At 38.9% G+C, this 17,129-nt stretch carries 18 protein-coding genes, 1 other RNA gene and 1 riboswitch; of the genes, 7 read left to right on the top strand and 12 right to left on the bottom strand.

What is annotated here, in order from left to right; genetic code table 11:
* Positions 1 to 243: 243 nt before the first annotated feature.
* Positions 244 to 459 carry a helix-turn-helix domain-containing protein gene (locus OCV67_RS02065; protein ID WP_147642201.1) on the top strand — a complete coding sequence of 72 codons (216 nt, stop codon included), beginning with the start codon at positions 244 to 246 and terminating at the stop codon, positions 457 to 459.
* 313 nt (positions 460 to 772) lie between these two features.
* On the opposite strand, the gene deoD is transcribed toward OCV67_RS02065, so the two are convergent.
* The 5 genes from deoD to ffs form a co-directional block, all read right to left on the bottom strand.
* The gene (deoD, locus tag OCV67_RS02060; RefSeq protein ID WP_147642200.1) at positions 773 to 1,489 is read right to left on the bottom strand and encodes a purine-nucleoside phosphorylase; all 717 of its coding nucleotides are present in this window, start codon (positions 1,487 to 1,489) and stop codon (positions 773 to 775) included.
* An 88-nt stretch (positions 1,490 to 1,577) separates the two neighbouring features.
* Positions 1,578 to 2,180 (bottom strand): recombination mediator RecR, encoded by a 603-nt coding sequence (recR, locus tag OCV67_RS02055; RefSeq protein WP_147642199.1) that lies wholly within the window; start codon positions 2,178 to 2,180, stop codon positions 1,578 to 1,580.
* A 4-nt stretch (positions 2,181 to 2,184) separates the two neighbouring features.
* The gene (locus OCV67_RS02050) at positions 2,185 to 2,529 is read right to left on the bottom strand and encodes a YbaB/EbfC family nucleoid-associated protein (RefSeq protein WP_147642198.1); all 345 of its coding nucleotides are present in this window, start codon (positions 2,527 to 2,529) and stop codon (positions 2,185 to 2,187) included.
* A gap of 44 nt (positions 2,530 to 2,573) precedes the next feature.
* Positions 2,574 to 4,139 (bottom strand): DNA polymerase III subunit gamma/tau, encoded by a 1,566-nt coding sequence (dnaX, locus tag OCV67_RS02045; RefSeq protein WP_262644182.1) that lies wholly within the window; start codon positions 4,137 to 4,139, stop codon positions 2,574 to 2,576.
* Positions 4,140 to 4,183: 44 nt separating this feature from the next.
* Positions 4,184 to 4,282, bottom strand: an RNA gene (ffs, locus tag OCV67_RS02040) — signal recognition particle sRNA small type.
* A 267-nt stretch (positions 4,283 to 4,549) separates the two neighbouring features.
* Here ffs and OCV67_RS02035 point away from each other — a divergent pair.
* The 6 genes from OCV67_RS02035 (at position 4,550) to OCV67_RS02010 (ending at position 9,555) form a co-directional block, all read left to right on the top strand.
* A complete protein-coding gene (locus tag OCV67_RS02035) occupies positions 4,550 to 4,675 on the top strand; it encodes a hypothetical protein (protein ID WP_262644180.1) in 126 nt (41 codons plus the stop codon).
* Between the two features lie 28 nt (positions 4,676 to 4,703).
* Positions 4,704 to 5,771, top strand: a complete 1,068-nt coding sequence (locus tag OCV67_RS02030; protein ID WP_147642197.1) for a branched-chain amino acid aminotransferase — start codon at positions 4,704 to 4,706, stop codon at positions 5,769 to 5,771.
* 8 nt (positions 5,772 to 5,779) lie between these two features.
* A riboswitch (TPP riboswitch) is annotated at positions 5,780 to 5,887 on the top strand.
* Between the two features lie 52 nt (positions 5,888 to 5,939).
* Entirely contained in the window at positions 5,940 to 6,584 is a 645-nt protein-coding gene (gene thiE / locus OCV67_RS02025) for a thiamine phosphate synthase (RefSeq protein ID WP_147642196.1), read from the top strand.
* A gap of 4 nt (positions 6,585 to 6,588) precedes the next feature.
* A complete protein-coding gene (thiD, locus tag OCV67_RS02020) occupies positions 6,589 to 7,374 on the top strand; it encodes a bifunctional hydroxymethylpyrimidine kinase/phosphomethylpyrimidine kinase (RefSeq protein WP_147642195.1) in 786 nt (261 codons plus the stop codon).
* Between the two features lie 21 nt (positions 7,375 to 7,395).
* Entirely contained in the window at positions 7,396 to 8,706 is a 1,311-nt protein-coding gene (gene thiC / locus OCV67_RS02015) for a phosphomethylpyrimidine synthase ThiC (RefSeq protein WP_147642194.1), read from the top strand.
* Positions 8,707 to 8,973: 267 nt separating this feature from the next.
* Positions 8,974 to 9,555 carry a hypothetical protein gene (locus OCV67_RS02010; RefSeq protein ID WP_147642193.1) on the top strand — a complete coding sequence of 194 codons (582 nt, stop codon included), beginning with the start codon at positions 8,974 to 8,976 and terminating at the stop codon, positions 9,553 to 9,555.
* Between the two features lie 32 nt (positions 9,556 to 9,587).
* Here OCV67_RS02010 and OCV67_RS02005 read toward each other — a convergent pair whose 3' ends face one another.
* The 7 genes from OCV67_RS02005 to OCV67_RS01975 form a co-directional block, all read right to left on the bottom strand.
* Positions 9,588 to 11,720, bottom strand: a complete 2,133-nt coding sequence (locus tag OCV67_RS02005; protein WP_147642192.1) for a cellulase family glycosylhydrolase — start codon at positions 11,718 to 11,720, stop codon at positions 9,588 to 9,590.
* A gap of 4 nt (positions 11,721 to 11,724) precedes the next feature.
* Positions 11,725 to 12,591 (bottom strand): phosphatidylserine decarboxylase, encoded by an 867-nt coding sequence (locus tag OCV67_RS02000; RefSeq protein WP_147642191.1) that lies wholly within the window; start codon positions 12,589 to 12,591, stop codon positions 11,725 to 11,727.
* 11 nt (positions 12,592 to 12,602) lie between these two features.
* Complete coding sequence (locus OCV67_RS01995; protein ID WP_147642190.1) at positions 12,603 to 13,229, bottom strand: CDP-alcohol phosphatidyltransferase family protein; 627 nt, start codon at positions 13,227 to 13,229, stop codon at positions 12,603 to 12,605.
* Positions 13,230 to 13,343: 114 nt separating this feature from the next.
* The gene (gene rlmH / locus OCV67_RS01990; RefSeq protein ID WP_147642189.1) at positions 13,344 to 13,820 is read right to left on the bottom strand and encodes a 23S rRNA (pseudouridine(1915)-N(3))-methyltransferase RlmH; all 477 of its coding nucleotides are present in this window, start codon (positions 13,818 to 13,820) and stop codon (positions 13,344 to 13,346) included.
* Positions 13,820 to 14,602 (bottom strand): MBL fold metallo-hydrolase, encoded by a 783-nt coding sequence (locus OCV67_RS01985; protein ID WP_147642188.1) that lies wholly within the window; start codon positions 14,600 to 14,602, stop codon positions 13,820 to 13,822. The genes rlmH and OCV67_RS01985 overlap by 1 nt, the downstream gene beginning before the upstream one ends.
* Positions 14,603 to 14,790: 188 nt before the next feature.
* Positions 14,791 to 16,074: a UDP-N-acetylglucosamine 1-carboxyvinyltransferase gene (locus OCV67_RS01980; RefSeq protein ID WP_147642187.1), complete on the bottom strand. Its 1,284-nt coding sequence runs from the start codon at positions 16,072 to 16,074 to the stop codon at positions 14,791 to 14,793.
* 215 nt (positions 16,075 to 16,289) lie between these two features.
* Positions 16,290 to 17,084, bottom strand: coding sequence for a peptidylprolyl isomerase (locus OCV67_RS01975; RefSeq protein WP_147642186.1), 795 nt, complete (start codon positions 17,082 to 17,084; stop codon positions 16,290 to 16,292).
* Positions 17,085 to 17,129 lie beyond the last annotated feature (45 nt).

The following is a 17,129-nucleotide window of genomic DNA, read 5'->3' as shown; positions in this document are numbered from 1 at the left end:
GACAAATATGTTTTGATTACGCTTTTACAAAGCGTAGAATGTACAAGACAAGAAATTCAGCCATTGACAAATTAGCCCAAATAATGATATACTACAATTAAGTGTCGATTAAAGTAAACATTATTTAGGCTATTTTTAATAGCTTAATTATATTATAGCGCACTCACGTGCATTTGTCAACGAATTTTTGCTTACCGTGGTGCATTTTTGTAAATTTTGAACATTTACGGAGGATTTTATTTTATGTTTTATGACAGATTTATCAAATTATGTGAAGATTCTAACATAAAGCCAACCCCATTATTACGTAAATTAGGACTAAGTTCAGGAAATTTACAAAAATGGCAAAACGGAGCTACTGTAAATTCGGCAGTTCTTATAAAAATTGCTGATTATTTTAATGTATCCGTTGATTATCTGCTAGGCAGAACAGATGATCCAGATATACGTAAAAAATAAACTGAAACTCCCAAAACTGTACTAAGACGTTTTTGCAACTTGCGTTCTCCATTTAGTATCGCCCATCTTACATGGGCGTAAATTTTAAACGTCTTGCCTTTTACGTGGAGACCAATTAGTTCAAAAACCGTATGACGGATAAAATTCGGCACTTTATGTGCCGCAAGCCGCCCACGGCGTTTGAGTGGGCGCATTTCTTTGTTACTTTCTTGTTGCGAAACAAGAAAGTTAAGAAAAAGAAGTTTTAAAGAAACTTGTTTCTTTGGTGCGGCATCAATCACGGTACAAGAAATGAACAAGAAAGTCTTGTGCGTTAATAAGCCGCAGCCGAAGCTACTGTTTCCAAAGCAATTTCCATCATATCTGTAAAGCTTGTTTGCCTTTCTTCAGCGGTTGTTGAAATTCCTTTAAGGGGACAGTCCGACACTGTAAGGATACACAAAGCGTTTTTGCCGGCACGGGCGGCATTCATATAAAGTGCGGCAGACTCCATTTCAACTGCAAGAACCTTCATTTTCTGCCATGCTGCTAAAGAATTACCGTCATCATAAAAAGTATCGCTGGAAAGTATATTTCCAACATGATAAGTACAATTATGATTTTCAGCAACATTTACCGCACTGCTCAAAAGTGTATAAGACGCTGTAGGAGCATAAGTTCCGGGAAGGCCATACTGATCGGCATAATTTGAATTAGTACATGATCCCATTGCTATTACAATGTCACGCAAGTTTACATTGTCAGCAATTCCTCCGGCAGTGCCCACTCTGATAATATTATCCACATCATATTCATTAAAAAGTTCATAGGAATAAATACCAATGGACGGAATACCCATTCCGCTTCCCTGTACAGATACTTCAATGCCTTTATATTTACCTGTAAATCCCAGCATTCCCCTTACTTTATTGTAGCAAATCGGATTTTCAAGATAAGTTTTCGCAATAAACTCTGCTCTGAGAGGGTCTCCCGGCATTAATACTGTCTTTGCAATTTCACCTTTTTCAGCGCTGTTATGCGGTGTAGACATAATATATTCCTCCTTAATTTTATTAAAATTAAACCGTACCGATTCACGGTACGGTTTTTATTGAATTGGCAAACAAACAACCCAATACTTACATTTCACTTCTGTTTTCCAAAGCCTTAAAAAGAGTTACTTCATCAGCATACTCCAAATGTCCCCCTACAGGAATACCAAAAGCAAGTCTTGTAACCACAACACCCAACGGTTTTAAAAGCCTTGCGATATACATTGCGGTAGCTTCCCCCTCAACCGTAGGATTTGTCGCCATAATTATTTCCTGAACACTGCCGTTATTTACACGTTCAAGAAGCTCTTTTATTCTGATATCGTCCGGACCAACTCCGTTAATAGGTGAAATAAGTCCGTGAAGGACATGATATCTGCCTCTGTATTCATTTGTGCGTTCAAATGCTGAAACGTCCTTAGGGGTTTCAACAACGCATATGATCGAACCGTCACGATTCGCATCGGAGCAGATAGGACATACTTCAAATTCTGTAAGATTCTGACAAACAGAACAATAACCCACGTCATTTTTTACGGAAATAATAGCGTCTGCAAATTCCTTTGCGTCATTATCGCTCATGGACATAACAGCATAAGCAAGTCTCTGAGCTGTTTTCATACCGATTCCCGGGAGCTTTGCAAACTGCTCTGCCAGTATTACAAGGGGAAGAGCGTTATTATCTGCCATTTTATCAGAATAATCCCGGCAGCGCTACTCCGCCTGTGATCTTATTCATTTCTTCTTCAGTTGTCTTTTCAACATCAGCCATAGCTTCGTTGATTGCACTGATGATCAAGTCCTGAAGCATTTCAACGTCATCCTTGTCAACAACCTCCGGCTTGATTGTCAAAGCCTTGATATTTTTTGCACCTGTAACAACAACTTCAACAGCGCCGCCGCCTGATGTTGCTGAAAAATCTCTTGCTTCAATATCATTTTGCAGTTCTGTGATTTCATCCTGCATTTTCTGAGCCTGTTTTATCATTGAATTCATATTCTGAGCTCCGCCGATATTTTTAGGTACTCTTGACTTCATAATTTTATTCTCCTTTGACTTTATAAATAGTCTGTTATTTTTATTTATTCAACAACGGTTTCAATTCCGCTGCTTACAGCTTTTTCAATAAGTTTTCCGGCTTTTTGCTCGGATTCTGCCGCTGCCGAACACCTTGCCTTGATGACATAAGACTTTCCCATGACTCTTCGTATCGTTTCGGTCAGCAGTGCAAAATTTTCCTTTACTTTAAAAAGCTTAAGGAAAAACTGATTTTTAGTATCTATCAGCATAATATTTGAATACACAAACGCTCTTGAACCAGCCAGCGTTCCCGAAACAGACGGAGAAACCTTTGTAAATTCCGCAAGTATCTCAGACCATTCCGCAAGAGGTTTGAAATCCGAAGCTTTCAGCTGCGACATATTCACTGCCGGCTTAGGACTTGCAGTTTCTTCAGTTTCTGCCGGACGTTCTGTTTTTTCCGGTACTGAAACATTATCCACTTGTTTTATTTTATCATAAATTTCAGTATTGTCAATAGTTTTCTGTTGAATTTGCACTGAACAAAGCTTAATAAGGCACATTTCAAACTCAATACGCTTGTTTAAAGCCTTGCCCATACGCTCGCTGCACTCCTGCAAAACAGTAAGCTTAGCAAGAATTTCCGAAAGTTCAAGTTTTGCGGAAATATTTTTAAGTCTGTCAAGCTCGTCCGGCATACACACTATCAAATCTGTTTTTTCAGGGCATACTTTCAACAGCATCAAATTTCTGAACTGATCTGTAAGCTCACTGCAAAGCTTCGTCATGTCCTTTGACATAGAATAAAGATTGTCGGCAACTGCAAGAGCGTTTCCGGGCTGTTTTGAAACTGCCGCCTCAATAATATCAAATAAATGTCCCCTTCCGGCAATACCGGCAGCTGCGGAAACAGTATCCATTGAAATATTTTCCGAATATGCCGCACATTGATCTAAAAGCGAAAGAGCGTCTCTCATTCCGCCGTCGGAAAGTCTCGCAATAAGAGCCGCGGCATTTTCTTCAATAGAAATATTTTCTTTACTTGCAATATAGCATAACCTTTTAGTTATATCTTCTGTCAGAATACGCCTGAAATCAAACCGCTGACAGCGTGACGTTATAGTTGCAGGCACCTTATGAACCTCCGTTGTTGCAAGTATAAACTTCACATAATCCGGCGGTTCTTCCATAATCTTAAGAAGCGCATTAAACGCATTAGGCGTCAGCATATGTACTTCATCTATGATATAAACCTTATATTTACAGCGTTCAGGAGTATATACCGCACCGTCTCTCAAGTCTCTGATATCATCAACGCCGTTATTTGAAGCGGCGTCAATTTCAATTATATCAGACAAAGCGGCATTGTCCGCATCTCTGCAAACATCGCATTCAAGGCATGGATTACCGTCCTTTTCATTAGGGCAGTTTACCGCCTTTGCAAAAATTCTGGCGCAGGTAGTTTTTCCAGTACCCCTTGAACCGGTAAAAAGATATGCATGAGCAGTTCTGCCGTTTTTTATCTGATTCTGCAAGGTCGTTGTAATATGCGGCTGCGAAATTACGTCGTCAAAGGACAGCGGCCGCCATTTTCTGTATAAAGCTGTATAAATAACGGTCACCTCCATTAAAACACTGAATTATGCTTGTAACAAAAAAATTCCGGAGCATAAGTGTGCAGGCTGACTGCGGCACACAAAACGATCCGCTTAATGCTGCTCGGTTCCCCGCCTGACATGGTTCACGGTGCTTCGTTGCACAGGGCCCGCACACTTATATTCCGGAATATAACCAACTGAAATTTACAGTCACAAATACTTTAATTATTATATCACAATTTTTTTTTTATTTCAAGTACTAATTTTAATTTTTTTTAATTTTTTTAATTCCGGTAAAAAATCGACTATTTTCTTGTTAATATGCAAAAAAAGAATATTAAAATATCTTTATTTTTTTGCTAAAACGCTATAGCCAAGAAAAAAAATATATGATATAATAAAGAAAAGTACATATTTAAAAATAAAGGAGTTGCATTCATATGAAAAAAGTAGTCAAAATCCTTGGAATAGTGCTTATTGCCGTCACTGCTGCTTCAGCAGTCGTCACAATGTTAACAGTATACAATAAAAAATACAAAAAAAATTATATAACGGTCTGTGAATAAATGCAGACTTAAAAAGGGAGTCTTATAAATGGAAATCAAATATGAATTGGCAAAAACTTTAAAGGAAAAGCCTGCTGACGAATCAAAGCTCGGATTCGGTCATATATTTACGGACCATATGTTTATTATGAATTATGATATCGGCGAAGGCTGGCATGACGCTAGGATCGTTCCTTACGGAGATATTTCCCTGTCCCCTGCGGCTATGTGCCTGCATTACGGTCAGGAAATCTTTGAAGGACTTAAAGCTTACCGTACTGCCGAAGGTAAAATTCAGCTTTTCCGTCCTGATGAAAATTTTAAGAGAATGAACGTTTCCAATGAGAGAATGGTCATTCCTAAAATCAACGAACAGGACGCTATGGAAGCTCTTATGGCCTTGCTGAACGTTGAAAAGGACTGGGTTCCTTATTCAGAAGGAGCCTCTTTATACATACGTCCTTTTATTATCGCAACTGATCCTTATGTAGGAGTTCGTCCGGCTGATCATTATATGTTTATGATCATTCTTTCACCATCAGGCGCTTACTACTCTACAGGTCTCAATCCTGTTAAAATTTACGTAGAAAGCAACTATGTAAGAGCTGTAAGAGGCGGGACTGGATTTGCTAAAACAGCCGCAAACTACGCTATTTCCCTTGCGGGTCAGGACGAGGCTCATAAGCAGGATTATGAACAGGTTCTATGGCTGGACGGCGTTGAAAGAAAGTATGTTGAAGAAGTAGGCTCAATGAATATCTTCTTTGTTATTGACGGTGAAATTATAACTCCTGCACTCACAGGCTCTGTTCTGTCGGGTATTACCAGAAAATCCGCAATTGAGATATGCCGCAGCAAAGGCTATACAGTTACTGAAAGAAAGATTACAATTCAGGAAGTAGCAGAAGCCTATGACGCTGGTAAGCTTGACGAGGTTTTCGGAACAGGTACTGCCGCTGTTATTTCTCCTGTAGGACACCTTAAATGGGAAGATAAGATCATGGAGATCAACGACAATAAAATCGGACAAATTTCACAGATGCTTTATGATACAATGACAGGTATTCAGTGGGGTAAAATTCCTGATGAATTCGGCTGGACTGTTGAAGTAAAATAAATTAAATAGTAATTTGACCGGGGTGCTTGTAATACAGGCTGAGAGTAAGCGTAAACGCTTTAACCCGTTAACCTGAATTGGATAATACCAGCGTAGGGAGTTTTAGAAAAAACAATGACTTTCGGCGTATCCTTTTTTGGGTACGCCGTTTTTTAAGAAAGGAAAAAGATGAAAATTTCATCAAAAGCTTTAAGGCTTTATGCCGTTACCGACAGATCATGGCTCAAGGAAAATCAAACGCTTGCCGACGCTGTGGAAAAGGCAATACTTGGAGGAGTCACTATTGTTCAGCTAAGAGAAAAGAATACAGATTTTGAAGAACAGCTTTCCCTTGCTCAGGAACTGAAAACAGTCTGCAAAAAATATAATGTACCGCTTATTATCAATGATTCTGTAGAACTTGCCCTAAAAAGCGGTGCAGACGGCGTTCATCTTGGACAAAGTGACGGCGATATAAAAAAAGCCAGAGAAATTCTGGGAAACAACGCCATAATCGGCGCTACAGCTCATAATGTCAACGAGGCAGTATCTGCATTTAAGTCCGGTGCTGACTACTTAGGCTGCGGAGCTGTATTCGGTTCGTCAACAAAAAATAATACTGTTCCTCTATCCTTTGACGAACTGAAAAAAATCTGTGAAAACGTTTCTATTCCCGTTGCGGCAATCGGAGGAATAAATCAGGAAAATATATCTTTGCTTAAAAATACCGGAATCAGCGGTGTAGCTGTTGTTTCAGCAATATTTGCGAAAAATGACATTCAATGTGCGACGGCGGCTTTGAAAAAATCTATTCTTGAAATCATAGGAGACTAGTTTTATGAAAACTGTACTTACAATAGCGGGCAGCGACAGTATCGGCGGCGCAGGAATACAAGCCGACATCAAAACAATTTCCGCAAGCGGCTGCTATGCGATGAGCGTTATAACCTCTGTTACAGCGCAAAATACCACAGGAGTTACCGGTATTCACGACATTCCACCTGAATTTGTTTTAAAGCAGCTTGAAGCGGTCTTTGACGATATAACTCCTGATGCAGTTAAAATAGGTATGCTTTCAAATACAGAAATAATATACGCAATTTCTGATTTTCTCAGAAAAAGAAAAGCGGTAAATGTTGTTGCAGATACTGTAATGGTGTCAACAAGCGGTCACAGACTTCTGGCAGAAAACGCTGTTTCTGCTCTTACAGAAAGTATTTTTCCCATTGCCTGCATTATAACACCAAATATTCCGGAAGCTGAAATTCTTTCAGAGATGGAAATAAAAAATCCTGACCAAATGGTAAAGTCGGCTGAAATAATTTACGAAAAGTTTGGGGGAAACGTTCTTTTAAAGGGCGGTCATCTGGAAAGTACTGCGGCTGATTTACTTTACGCCGACGGTGTTAAGACATGGTTTGAAACTAAAAAAATAGATAATCCCAATACTCATGGAACAGGCTGTACTCTTTCTTCCGCAATAGCGTCTAATCTAGGTAAGGGAATGAATGTAAAGGAAAGCGTTAAGCTTGCTAAGGAATACGTAACCGGAGCAATTATGGACGGTCTTGATCTTGGAAGAGGACGAGGTCCATTAAATCATATGTATAAAAACATTATATAAAATAAAAATACGGAGGTCATAATGAATTACAAAACTCAAATGGAAGCGGCCAAAAAAGGCATTATTACTAAGGAAATGCAGATTGTTGCCGAAAAGGAATACATGGAACCTGAAATTTTAAGACAAAAAGTCGCAGAGGGAAGTGTGTGTATTCCTGCAAATATAAACCACAAGTCACTTAGTCCGGAGGGAATCGGCTCAGGACTGAAAACAAAGATCAATGTAAATTTAGGTATTTCGGGTGACTGCAAAAACTATGACATGGAAATGTCTAAAGTAAAAATGGCTATCGACTTCGGCTGCGAAGCTATTATGGATCTGAGCAACTACGGTAAAACCAATACATTCCGTAAGGAACTTGTTGAAATGTCTCCCGCCATGATAGGAACTGTACCTATGTATGACGCTATTGGCTATCTTGAAAAGGATCTTCTTGAAATTACTGCTAAAGATTTCCTTAAAGTAGTTGAAGCACACGCCAAGGAAGGCGTTGATTTTCAGACTATTCATGCCGGTATCAATAAAAGAGCTGTTGAAGCGTTTAAACGTCAGGGCAGACTTACCAACATAGTTTCCCGAGGCGGTTCACTGCTTTTTGCTTGGATGGAAATGACTGGAAATGAAAACCCATTCTATGAGTATTATGATGAAGTACTGGAAATTCTTCGTGAATATGACGTAACGATCAGTCTTGGAGACGCTTTAAGACCAGGTTCAATCAACGACAGTACTGATGCAGGACAAATTTCGGAGCTTATTGAGCTGGGTGATCTCACAAAAAGAGCATGGGAAAAGGACGTTCAAGTAATGGTTGAAGGTCCGGGACATATGGCTATGAACGAAATTGCCGCAAATATGACATTGCAAAAGCGTATCTGTCACAACGCTCCTTTCTACGTTTTAGGTCCTTTAGTTACCGATATTGCTCCAGGATACGACCACATTACGTCCGCTATCGGCGGTGCTATTGCAGCTGCCAACGGTGCCGATTTTCTTTGTTATGTTACTCCTGCTGAGCATCTCAGACTTCCTGATGCAGACGATGTAAGAGAGGGTATTGTAGCTTCAAAAATCGCCGCTCATGCCGCTGATATTGCAAAGGGTATTCCTCATGCAAGAGATATTGACAATAAAATGAGCGATGCCAGAAGACGTGTTGAATGGGACGAAATGTTCAAATACGCAATTGATCCTGAAAAAGCAAAAAGATACTTTGAAAGCGTACCGCCAAAGGACAGACATACATGCTCTATGTGCGGAAAAATGTGTGCTATGAGAACCACTAATATGATTTTGGCAGGCGAAAAGGTTGAATTCTGTACGGAAAAGTAAAATTTATGCCGGAGATTTTATAAAGAATCTCCGGCAATTTTAATTATAAACTTTATTACCATAATACAGTAAAAAACAGCTTAAATTATTAGCAATATTATATAAATAATTTTTAAAATTTTGGTAACTCCCAATAATTGACTTAATTTCTTTTTACTGATATAATATCAATATAGTATTTTATATAATAAAAATAATATTTAAAAGAAATTTTAAAGAACAACAACAGTAAGTTTAATCATACATGAAAAGTAAGAGAATATTAACATGAAAAAATTAATACCTATTCTTTTTATAACTTCAATTATTCTCTCCGGCTGTGGTAGCAAAAAAAATAACACAGAAATATCACAAACAGAAACTAATAGTTCATCATCAGAATTAACAACAGAAATAAACGATAATCTGTGCGCTCTCGAAAATGATAAAGTCTCTTTTGAAACCATGACAGCTTTTTTAAACAGCAATAAAACACGTTCATCATATGCTGTACCGGAATATGATGAAGAAAAATATGAATTTTGTCAAGCAGAAACTTATCGAAGCGGATATTCAGTTGCTTTTAAAGAAATCGCTTCCGGTAATACTATAGTCTATTCTGCAACCTGCCGTACTTATTATCATGATTTTGAATCAATGGTAAAAAGCTGTAGATCTAATGTTGAAGAAGAATTTATGCTTGATTATATTGAAGTAAACGCATTTGGTAGACAGGCTCTTTATTCAACCGATGGTATGACTACTGCTTTAGAATTTATGTATGATGAAGATACAAAAATATATTTTCAAGTACCCGGAAACTTATCTGAGGAAGAAATTTTAACTTATGCAGAGGATTTTGTGTTTTAAAACAAAAAGACGGCTTAAGCCGTCTTTTATTTTTATTCAAGTCCATTCATAGCCGCATCCACTATATCCTTAAAGTACCATGAACCGTCTTTTCTGTTAAGCAACCCGAACGCACCTTCGCCGTCCTTTACACCGTTATCCCAGATAAAGCAAGTAATACCTCTTGCCTTTGCCGCACTTACATAATATTCCATGTGCTTAACACGGTCGCTCATATTATCTTTATTTAAAGAGCCGAATTCACCGATTATAACAGGTACTCCCTTATCAATAAATGTGGACTTTAAAAAGTCAAAATTCTTGTCAAGCTCCGATTTATCCGAGTCAGAAAAAGTTGAAGTACCGTTCTGATCAAGTGCAAAGCTATAAGGAGCATAAGCATGAATAGAAACTATAATGTGATCATCATCAGGTACTTTTATACCCTTAACAGCCTTTTCATCAATTGCTGCCGCATGACCTGTGATAATAAGCGAACGTGTCGCATTATTTCCGCCTGATTTTCTTACAGTTTCCACAAATGCAGCAAACAAATTGTTAATAACTTCACGCTCTTCTTCAGTACCGCCTGTCCATTCATCCTGACCGCCTACAATTCTCGGTTCATTCATACCTTCAAAAAGAAGATGTTCATCATAGTCCTTAAAACGTGACGCAATCTGTTCCCAGATTTTTGTCAATCGTGCCTTTACCTTTGATTCGTCAGCCTTAGAAGGATTCAGCCATGTATAATCATCGTGGTGAACATTTAAAATAACATACATACCGTTATCAATAGCATAGTCCACAACTTCATTTACTCTATCCATCCAGGCACTGTCGATCGTATCGCCGTTCATATGATCATTCCAAGATACAGGAATTCTCACCGCATTAAAACCTGCCGCCTTGACTGTATCGATCATGGATTTAGTAGTCTTAGGATTGCCCCACGCAGTTTCGCCGTCGGTGGCATAGTCGGAATAATCATAACAATCCAGAGTATTTCCCAGATTCCAGCCGATTTTCATATCTTTTACTATTTCTGCTGAAGATTTTCCAGCTGAACTGCTGTTGTTGTTTTCCTTAGGTTTATCATTGGTATCCGCATTTGTCTGTACTGCCGGAGAAGAACCGTTATTGCTGTACTTAACAGTAACAGATTTCAGGTTTACAGTATCTTGCTGACTCCACCAGTAACCTAACATAACGTCTCCGCCTGACGAAATATACTCCTTGATTTCATCAGGTACAAGCCAGTAAAGTGTAGCGTTGTTTGAATTAGTCATTACAGCAATATTTCCGCTCTGATACCAGCTTTTATCTGTCTTGTCAGGACAGGAATCGTCAACTGAGATACCAAAAGCGCCGGCATATTTCTGGAGTTCTCCATCGGCTTCAACATTAAATTCAAAGTACTGAGGAATATCTCCATCTGAGATCATATCAGAAAGCGGGATTCTTGCAGTTTTTTCCGCTTCTCTGCCGTAATTCAGCGTCTTATTAGGTTCAATTGTTTTCGTACCGTCTACCGGTATATCTGCGCTTGTAGTGTAATTGCAGATAATGCTTGACAGTCTGAGCTTTTGCAGACCGCCCCACCAATAGCCTACTTCGATACTTCCCTTATCTCCGGTATTTATGTAATCTCTGATTTCTGAGGGAACATCCCATTTAACCTCAAGATATGCACTGTTAACGTCCATTTCAAAATCGTCAGACTGATACCATCCGTCGTCAGTAGCAGCCGGACAGGAATTGTCAACTGAAATTCCGCATGCACCCTTATAGCTGCTTATATTTGAAGAGCCGTCCTCGGCATAGAAAACAAAAATAAATGAATCTATTTTGTCACCCTCTCTGACAAACTCATTTAGCTTTGCCTTATAGGTTTTATTACTGTCATAGTCCATTATTTCGTTTATGTCGCTTTTTTCACTGCCCATTGAAAAGTTCACGTTTTCTATTGGACTTACATGCTCAGTAGTGGTTGTAGCTTCTGTAGTAGGTTCTGTAGGAGCTTCCGTAGTTTCCTCAACAGTTTCCGATTCCGATGCTGAAGTCTCAGAAACCGACGGTTCATCTGATTTTTCCTTACAGCCTGTAAACGATACGCCGGTTGTAAGTATCAATGCAGATACAACAGCGGCAATTATCAAGCGTCTGCTTTTCTTTTTGTTTTTCATTTTCTTATCCTTTCTTAATACCGATTCTTTCACCTATTTTTACAACGGTTTCAAACCCGTCGTTTGTATTTTTTAATATATCACTGTCGGGAATAACTGTATCGGGAGGAAAAATCAGTACGACAGTCGAACCGCCGTATTCAAACATTCCCTTTTCCTCACCTCTTAAAAATTTATATTTTTCATGATGATTTTTTATTCTTCCCACCAGCATTGCGCCTACCTCGGCATGAATCACCTTCCCGAAATTTTTAGTATGCAAAACGGTAAATTCCCTCGTATTTTCCTTGTAAATATCGGCTTTTTCAAGGGCTATGGGGTTTACTGTATGATAAATACCCTGAATATGAATATTTTTTGATTTGCAGCCGTCGTCTATATAAATGTATCTATGATAATCAGAAACGCCAAGACGAAATATCATAAACCAACCGTCCTTATACTTTTCCGCAAGTTTTGCACATCTTAAAAACGACGATACTCCGTATTCAGTGCCTTTTATCATAAAACGGCTGTTTTCGCCGATTTTATACACTGTAAGCTTTGAATCGCATGGACTTATCAAGACGTTTGGATTCATATTTACAGGTCTTGCATCTGTTTTAATTTTTCTTGTAAAGAAATCATTGAAAGAACGATAATAACCGGACTCATATTCAGTTAAATCTATACCCGCTTTTTCAATAAATGAAGGTATCAGTTTCGCAGACAGAATTGAATCGCAGAAACGACCTGCAGCTTTGGAAACTAACGGCGCAGTCAGTCCCTTTAAAGCTATACTTCCGCCGACAGTACGGTAGAGCCGTTCAAGCATATTATCCTGTCCTTTGTCCGACAAAATTATATTTCCTTGCCTGTCCTTTATTTCCATAAAAATCTCCGTTATTTTATCTTGTATTTAAATAGCAGCCATAAAAATTCAAGTCCTCCAACACCGACAAAAATCAGCATGGTTTTCATTTTCGGCTTTTTAAGCTTAATGCGCGTTACAAACGCTATCGCAATAATTAAAAGCAAAAAAGCATATAGATCCGGAAAAATACGGCCTATATCCCTGCGAAAGCTGTAAAACAAAGGCAAGATCAAGGATACGCTTGTAACAGGAAGTCCCTCATAGGTTTTACGGTTTTCTTCAGTTTTACTTTGACGTTCTTCTTCCATTACATTAAAATACGCAAGGCGTATAACTGCCGCAAGAGTAAATAAAATCAGAATTGCAATGTGATAAACTTCTCTCATGCCTATTGCGTACCCGATAGCTCCCGGAAGCAGTCCGAAACATATAAGGTCGCAGAGCGAATCTATCTGTATTCCAAAGCGTTTCTCCGGTTCAGTTCTTTTGCGGGTTCTGGCTATCTTACCGTCAAACATATCGCACAGTCCTGCAATCATCAGAGCAATAACTGAGAAAAGTATATGCCTGCCGTCCATAGCAATGTAAATTCCCGTAATTGCAGAAGCAAGACCTATGTATGTCAAAATTACTGTATAATTATAAAAACCAATCATTTAAATTCCCCTTAAAAATAAAAACATATAATATATATTATAGCAGGTTTTATTTAATTTTTCAACCTTAATCTTATTTAGCTTGGAAAAAGCTGTAGATAAATTTTCAGCTTACTACTTATGGTATTTACCATTATTGTTAATCTGAAAAGCACGATAGATTTGTTCTAACAGCATAACTCTTGCAAGCTGATGAGGAAAAGTCATATCAGACATTGAAAGCTTAAAATCCACTTTTTTCTTTACATTTTCTGCAATACCAAAGGAACTGCCGATAATAAATGAAATATTACTTTGTCCATCAACGGAGATCTGTGAAATTTTCTCCGCAAGCTTAACGCTGGATAGCTGTTTCCCTTCAATACACATAGCTATCAGATAACCTTTAGCCTCTTTTAGTATGTTGTTTCCCTCTATTTCCAAAGCCTTTTCAATTTCCCTATCCGACGGATTATCCGAAAGACGGTATTCGTCCAATTCAATTACCTGAACATTCCCGAATCTTTTAAGCCGTTTAAGATATTCTCCGCAAGCGTCCCTGAGATATTTTTCTTTAAGCCTTCCAACAGTTATTATTTTTATATTAAGCATTAGAATACCACCATTTTTCCGTTTGTTTCAACAGGTGCGACCTCTAATATGTAATCTTTGTTTCTACAGAACTCTTTAAGTCCGGTCTCAACTATCTTATCAGCCATATAAGGCGTATTGTTTTCCTGACTAAGATGACCTAAAATAATATGAGTTGTCCCCTGTCTTATTAATTCAGCCGACTGCATAGAACAATCTGTATTTGAAAGATGTCCACGCTTTGAACGTATTCTTTCTTTTAAGTAATATGGGTATGGTCCTGAAGCCAGCATTTTTTCGTCATAATTTGATTCCAGCAAGACAAGATTACAACCGTTAAGGTTCTCTCTGACAGTATCGGTAACATATCCCAAATCGGTACATACAGCGCATACACGTCCGTCAGAGGTTTTTACACGATAACCGCAGCTTCGGACCGTATCATGAGGAGTATCAAAACAGCTTATTTCCATATCTGCCACCGCTGCGGGACTGTCTAGCTCATATACCTCACAAGCCGGAGCTATCATCTCGCCGGATATCAATTCCTCAAGAGTTTCTCTTTGCCCGAAAACCGGCAGACCGGTTTTTTTAGTCAGCATTTTAAGTCCTTTTACATGGTCGGAATGACTGTGAGTTATAAAAATACCTTTTATTGATGCAAGAGAAAGACCGCTGTCCGCAAGTGCTGCGGTCAGCTTCTTAAATGAAACGCCGGCGTCAATAAGTATGCCGCCGCCGGGTTCTCCGATAAATGTGGAATTACCTTTACTGGAACTGAAAAGAGGATATATCCTAGCCATTTTATTCACCTTTTTCTTCTAAATTAAAAAAGGCGGAAAAATCCGCCCATCAGAACTTGTTTTCATAGGATTTGTGCATAATTTTGTTGAGTACAAGGCGCAAAATTACAAACTTACCTAACAAAAATTTTGCAGCGCTGTAATCAGCAAAATCTGAAGCACAGCAACCTATGCGAACAAATTCTTAACTATAAAGCTTTTTTAACCGACGCTCCCGGAAAATGCTTTTTAACAATATCTGCACCTAACATTTGAAGCTTTTTGTCAAGATTATCATATCCACGTTCAATATGATGAATATCTTCCACTTCAGTAACACCGGTAGCTGCAAGTCCTGCAATAATCAGTGCCGCACCGGCTCTCAAATCACATGCTTTAACAGGTGCGCCTTGTAAACAGCCTGTGCCCTCAATTACTGCAACCTTTCCATCTACTGAAATATCGGCGCCCATTCTTCTGAGTTCGTCAACATAACGGAAACGCTGTTCCCAGACACCTTCTGTAATAATACTGGTTCCTTCAGCAAGAGTAAGCAATGTAGCCATCTGCGGCTGCATATCTGTAGGAAATCCAGGGTGAGGCATGGTTTTAATATTAGTTTTAACCAAAGGTCCATCGACCCATACTCTTACACTGTCATCAAATTCTTCGATATTAACACCGATTTTTTCAAGCTTGTTTGTTATTGATTCAAGATGCTTTGGAATAACGTTTTTTACAAGAATGTCTCCGCCAGTAGCTGCTGCTGCAACCATAAATGTACCCGCTTCGATCTGATCCGGAATTACAGAATAAGTAGTACCTCTCAAATAGTCAACGCCCCTGATTTTAATTACATCAGTTCCGGCACCCATGATGTCTGCTCCCATTGAGTTCAGGAAATTAGCAAGATCGACAATATGCGGTTCTTTTGCTGCGTTTTCAATGATGCTCAGTCCCTTTGCTTTTACAGCGGCAAGCATTGCGTTCATTGTTGCGCCTACAGAAACAACGTCCAGATAGATCTGATTTCCTCTAAGACTGTCGGCAGTTACGTCGATCATACCATGATCAAGATTGCAATTCGCACCCAATGCGGAAAACGCTTTCAGATGCTGATCGATAGGACGATCTCCCAAAGGACATCCTCCCGGCATTGAAACTCTCGCCTTATTGAATTTTCCCAGCAACGCTCCGAGAAAATAATAAGAAGCTCTCATCTGTCTTGCGCTTTCATAAGGCACACAAAAATTATTGATCCTGCTTGCGTCGATTCTGAATGTGTTTCTGCTGATGGTTTGTACCTGCGCGCCCATTTCATAAAGAATTCTCAGACTTATTGAAACGTCACTTATATCCGGTACATTTTCAAGAATACAAGGTTCATCGGACAGTATTACAGCCGGTATAATTCCAACGGCAGCGTTTTTAGCTCCGCTGATTTCGACTTCGCCATGCAGACAGCGACCGCCCTTAACAACAAATTTTTCCAAGATTTTCTCTCCTTAAGATATCCGTGCAGACGAATACCCTCTTCTTTTTCTTCACCTTTTTTATTATAAGCCCGAATCGGAAAAATATCCTTTTATTTATAAAAAAGTACAGATTTTCTTGCAGGCGAAAATTCTGATTTTTTCCGGACGGAAAAATGTTTGTGCACATTTTTAAAATAATAAAAATATTTATTTAATAATTAAATATAAATAACTTACTTATAATCGCTCATATGAAATTTAACGTCCTCGCCGTCATACTTTTCAATGGAGATTTTTTCTATAACAATGTCGGTTTCCGGTTTATCGGAACTGTCTGTAGCAGCTTTCTGAAGCTCAAAAACAATATCAAGACCGTCAAACACCTGACCGAAAACAGTATATCCTCCGTCAAGCCACGGCGTTCCTCCGTCTTCCGTATAAATTTTCTTTGCTTCGTCACTCAGAGTCAAACCATAATACTCCGCCATCTGAGTAAGATCGGCCTCCTCATACTTAGTACCGGTCACTATATAAAACTGACTGCCGTTTGTTGAAGTACTTCCGCTGTTTGCATAAGCCACAGCCCCTGCGGTATGGATAAGATTTTCGGAAGTTCCTCCGTCAAACTTATCGCCCCAAATGGATTCTCCGCCGGTACCGTTTCCCAACGGATCGCCGCCCTGAATCATAAAATCATTTATAACTCTGTGGAATATCAGATTATCGTAATAACCGTCCTTTGCAAGACCTGTAAAGTTCTCAACACCTTTTTCAGCTTCTTCAGGAAAAAGCTTGATCTTGATATCTCCGTAATCCTTGATAGTCAATACGGCAATTTCCTCGCCTTTTTCCGGAGCGGTAAAATTTAAGACCTTACCGGCTTCAGTCTGAGTAGACGAAACTGATGAAGCTTCACTGCCGCTTCCTTTTTCTGAACTTCCTGACGCATCATCGCCGCAGCCTGACGCAAAAGCTGTAAAAAGCACACAGCACACTGCTGCCGCAGTTATCTTTTTAAAATTCAACATATATTTACACCTCTGATAATTTCATATTAACTTTACCATTATAAC

It is taken from the genome of Porcipelethomonas ammoniilytica (assembly GCF_025567485.1).
GTDB lineage: Bacteria > Bacillota > Clostridia > Oscillospirales > Ruminococcaceae > Porcipelethomonas > Porcipelethomonas ammoniilytica.
The sequence above is the reverse complement of the archived record's forward strand: the minus strand, read 5'-3'. Positions and strand labels throughout refer to the sequence as shown.

Excerpts from the sequence above, each read along its gene's own strand:
- recR (WP_147642199.1), bottom strand. The coding sequence starts at position 2,180 with ATGGCAGATAATAACGCTCTTCCCCTTGTAATACTGGCAGAGCAGTTT.
- thiD (WP_147642195.1), top strand. The coding sequence starts at position 6,589 with ATGAAAACTGTACTTACAATAGCGGGCAGCGACAGTATCGGCGGCGCA.
- OCV67_RS02010 (WP_147642193.1), top strand. The coding sequence starts at position 8,974 with ATGAAAAAATTAATACCTATTCTTTTTATAACTTCAATTATTCTCTCC.
- OCV67_RS02035 (WP_262644180.1), top strand. The coding sequence starts at position 4,550 with ATGAAAAAAGTAGTCAAAATCCTTGGAATAGTGCTTATTGCCGTCACT.
- OCV67_RS02000 (WP_147642191.1), bottom strand. The coding sequence starts at position 12,591 with ATGGAAATAAAGGACAGGCAAGGAAATATAATTTTGTCGGACAAAGGA.
- OCV67_RS02065 (WP_147642201.1), top strand. The coding sequence starts at position 244 with ATGTTTTATGACAGATTTATCAAATTATGTGAAGATTCTAACATAAAG.
- deoD (WP_147642200.1), bottom strand. The coding sequence starts at position 1,489 with ATGTCTACACCGCATAACAGCGCTGAAAAAGGTGAAATTGCAAAGACA.
- OCV67_RS01985 (WP_147642188.1), bottom strand. The coding sequence starts at position 14,602 with ATGGCTAGGATATATCCTCTTTTCAGTTCCAGTAAAGGTAATTCCACA.
- dnaX (WP_262644182.1), bottom strand. The coding sequence starts at position 4,139 with ATGGAGGTGACCGTTATTTATACAGCTTTATACAGAAAATGGCGGCCG.
- rlmH (WP_147642189.1), bottom strand. The coding sequence starts at position 13,820 with ATGCTTAATATAAAAATAATAACTGTTGGAAGGCTTAAAGAAAAATAT.
- thiE (WP_147642196.1), top strand. The coding sequence starts at position 5,940 with ATGAAAATTTCATCAAAAGCTTTAAGGCTTTATGCCGTTACCGACAGA.
- OCV67_RS02005 (WP_147642192.1), bottom strand. The coding sequence starts at position 11,720 with ATGAAAAACAAAAAGAAAAGCAGACGCTTGATAATTGCCGCTGTTGTA.
- OCV67_RS01975 (WP_147642186.1), bottom strand. The coding sequence starts at position 17,084 with ATGTTGAATTTTAAAAAGATAACTGCGGCAGCAGTGTGCTGTGTGCTT.
- OCV67_RS01995 (WP_147642190.1), bottom strand. The coding sequence starts at position 13,229 with ATGATTGGTTTTTATAATTATACAGTAATTTTGACATACATAGGTCTT.
- thiC (WP_147642194.1), top strand. The coding sequence starts at position 7,396 with ATGAATTACAAAACTCAAATGGAAGCGGCCAAAAAAGGCATTATTACT.
- OCV67_RS02030 (WP_147642197.1), top strand. The coding sequence starts at position 4,704 with ATGGAAATCAAATATGAATTGGCAAAAACTTTAAAGGAAAAGCCTGCT.
- OCV67_RS02050 (WP_147642198.1), bottom strand. The coding sequence starts at position 2,529 with ATGAAGTCAAGAGTACCTAAAAATATCGGCGGAGCTCAGAATATGAAT.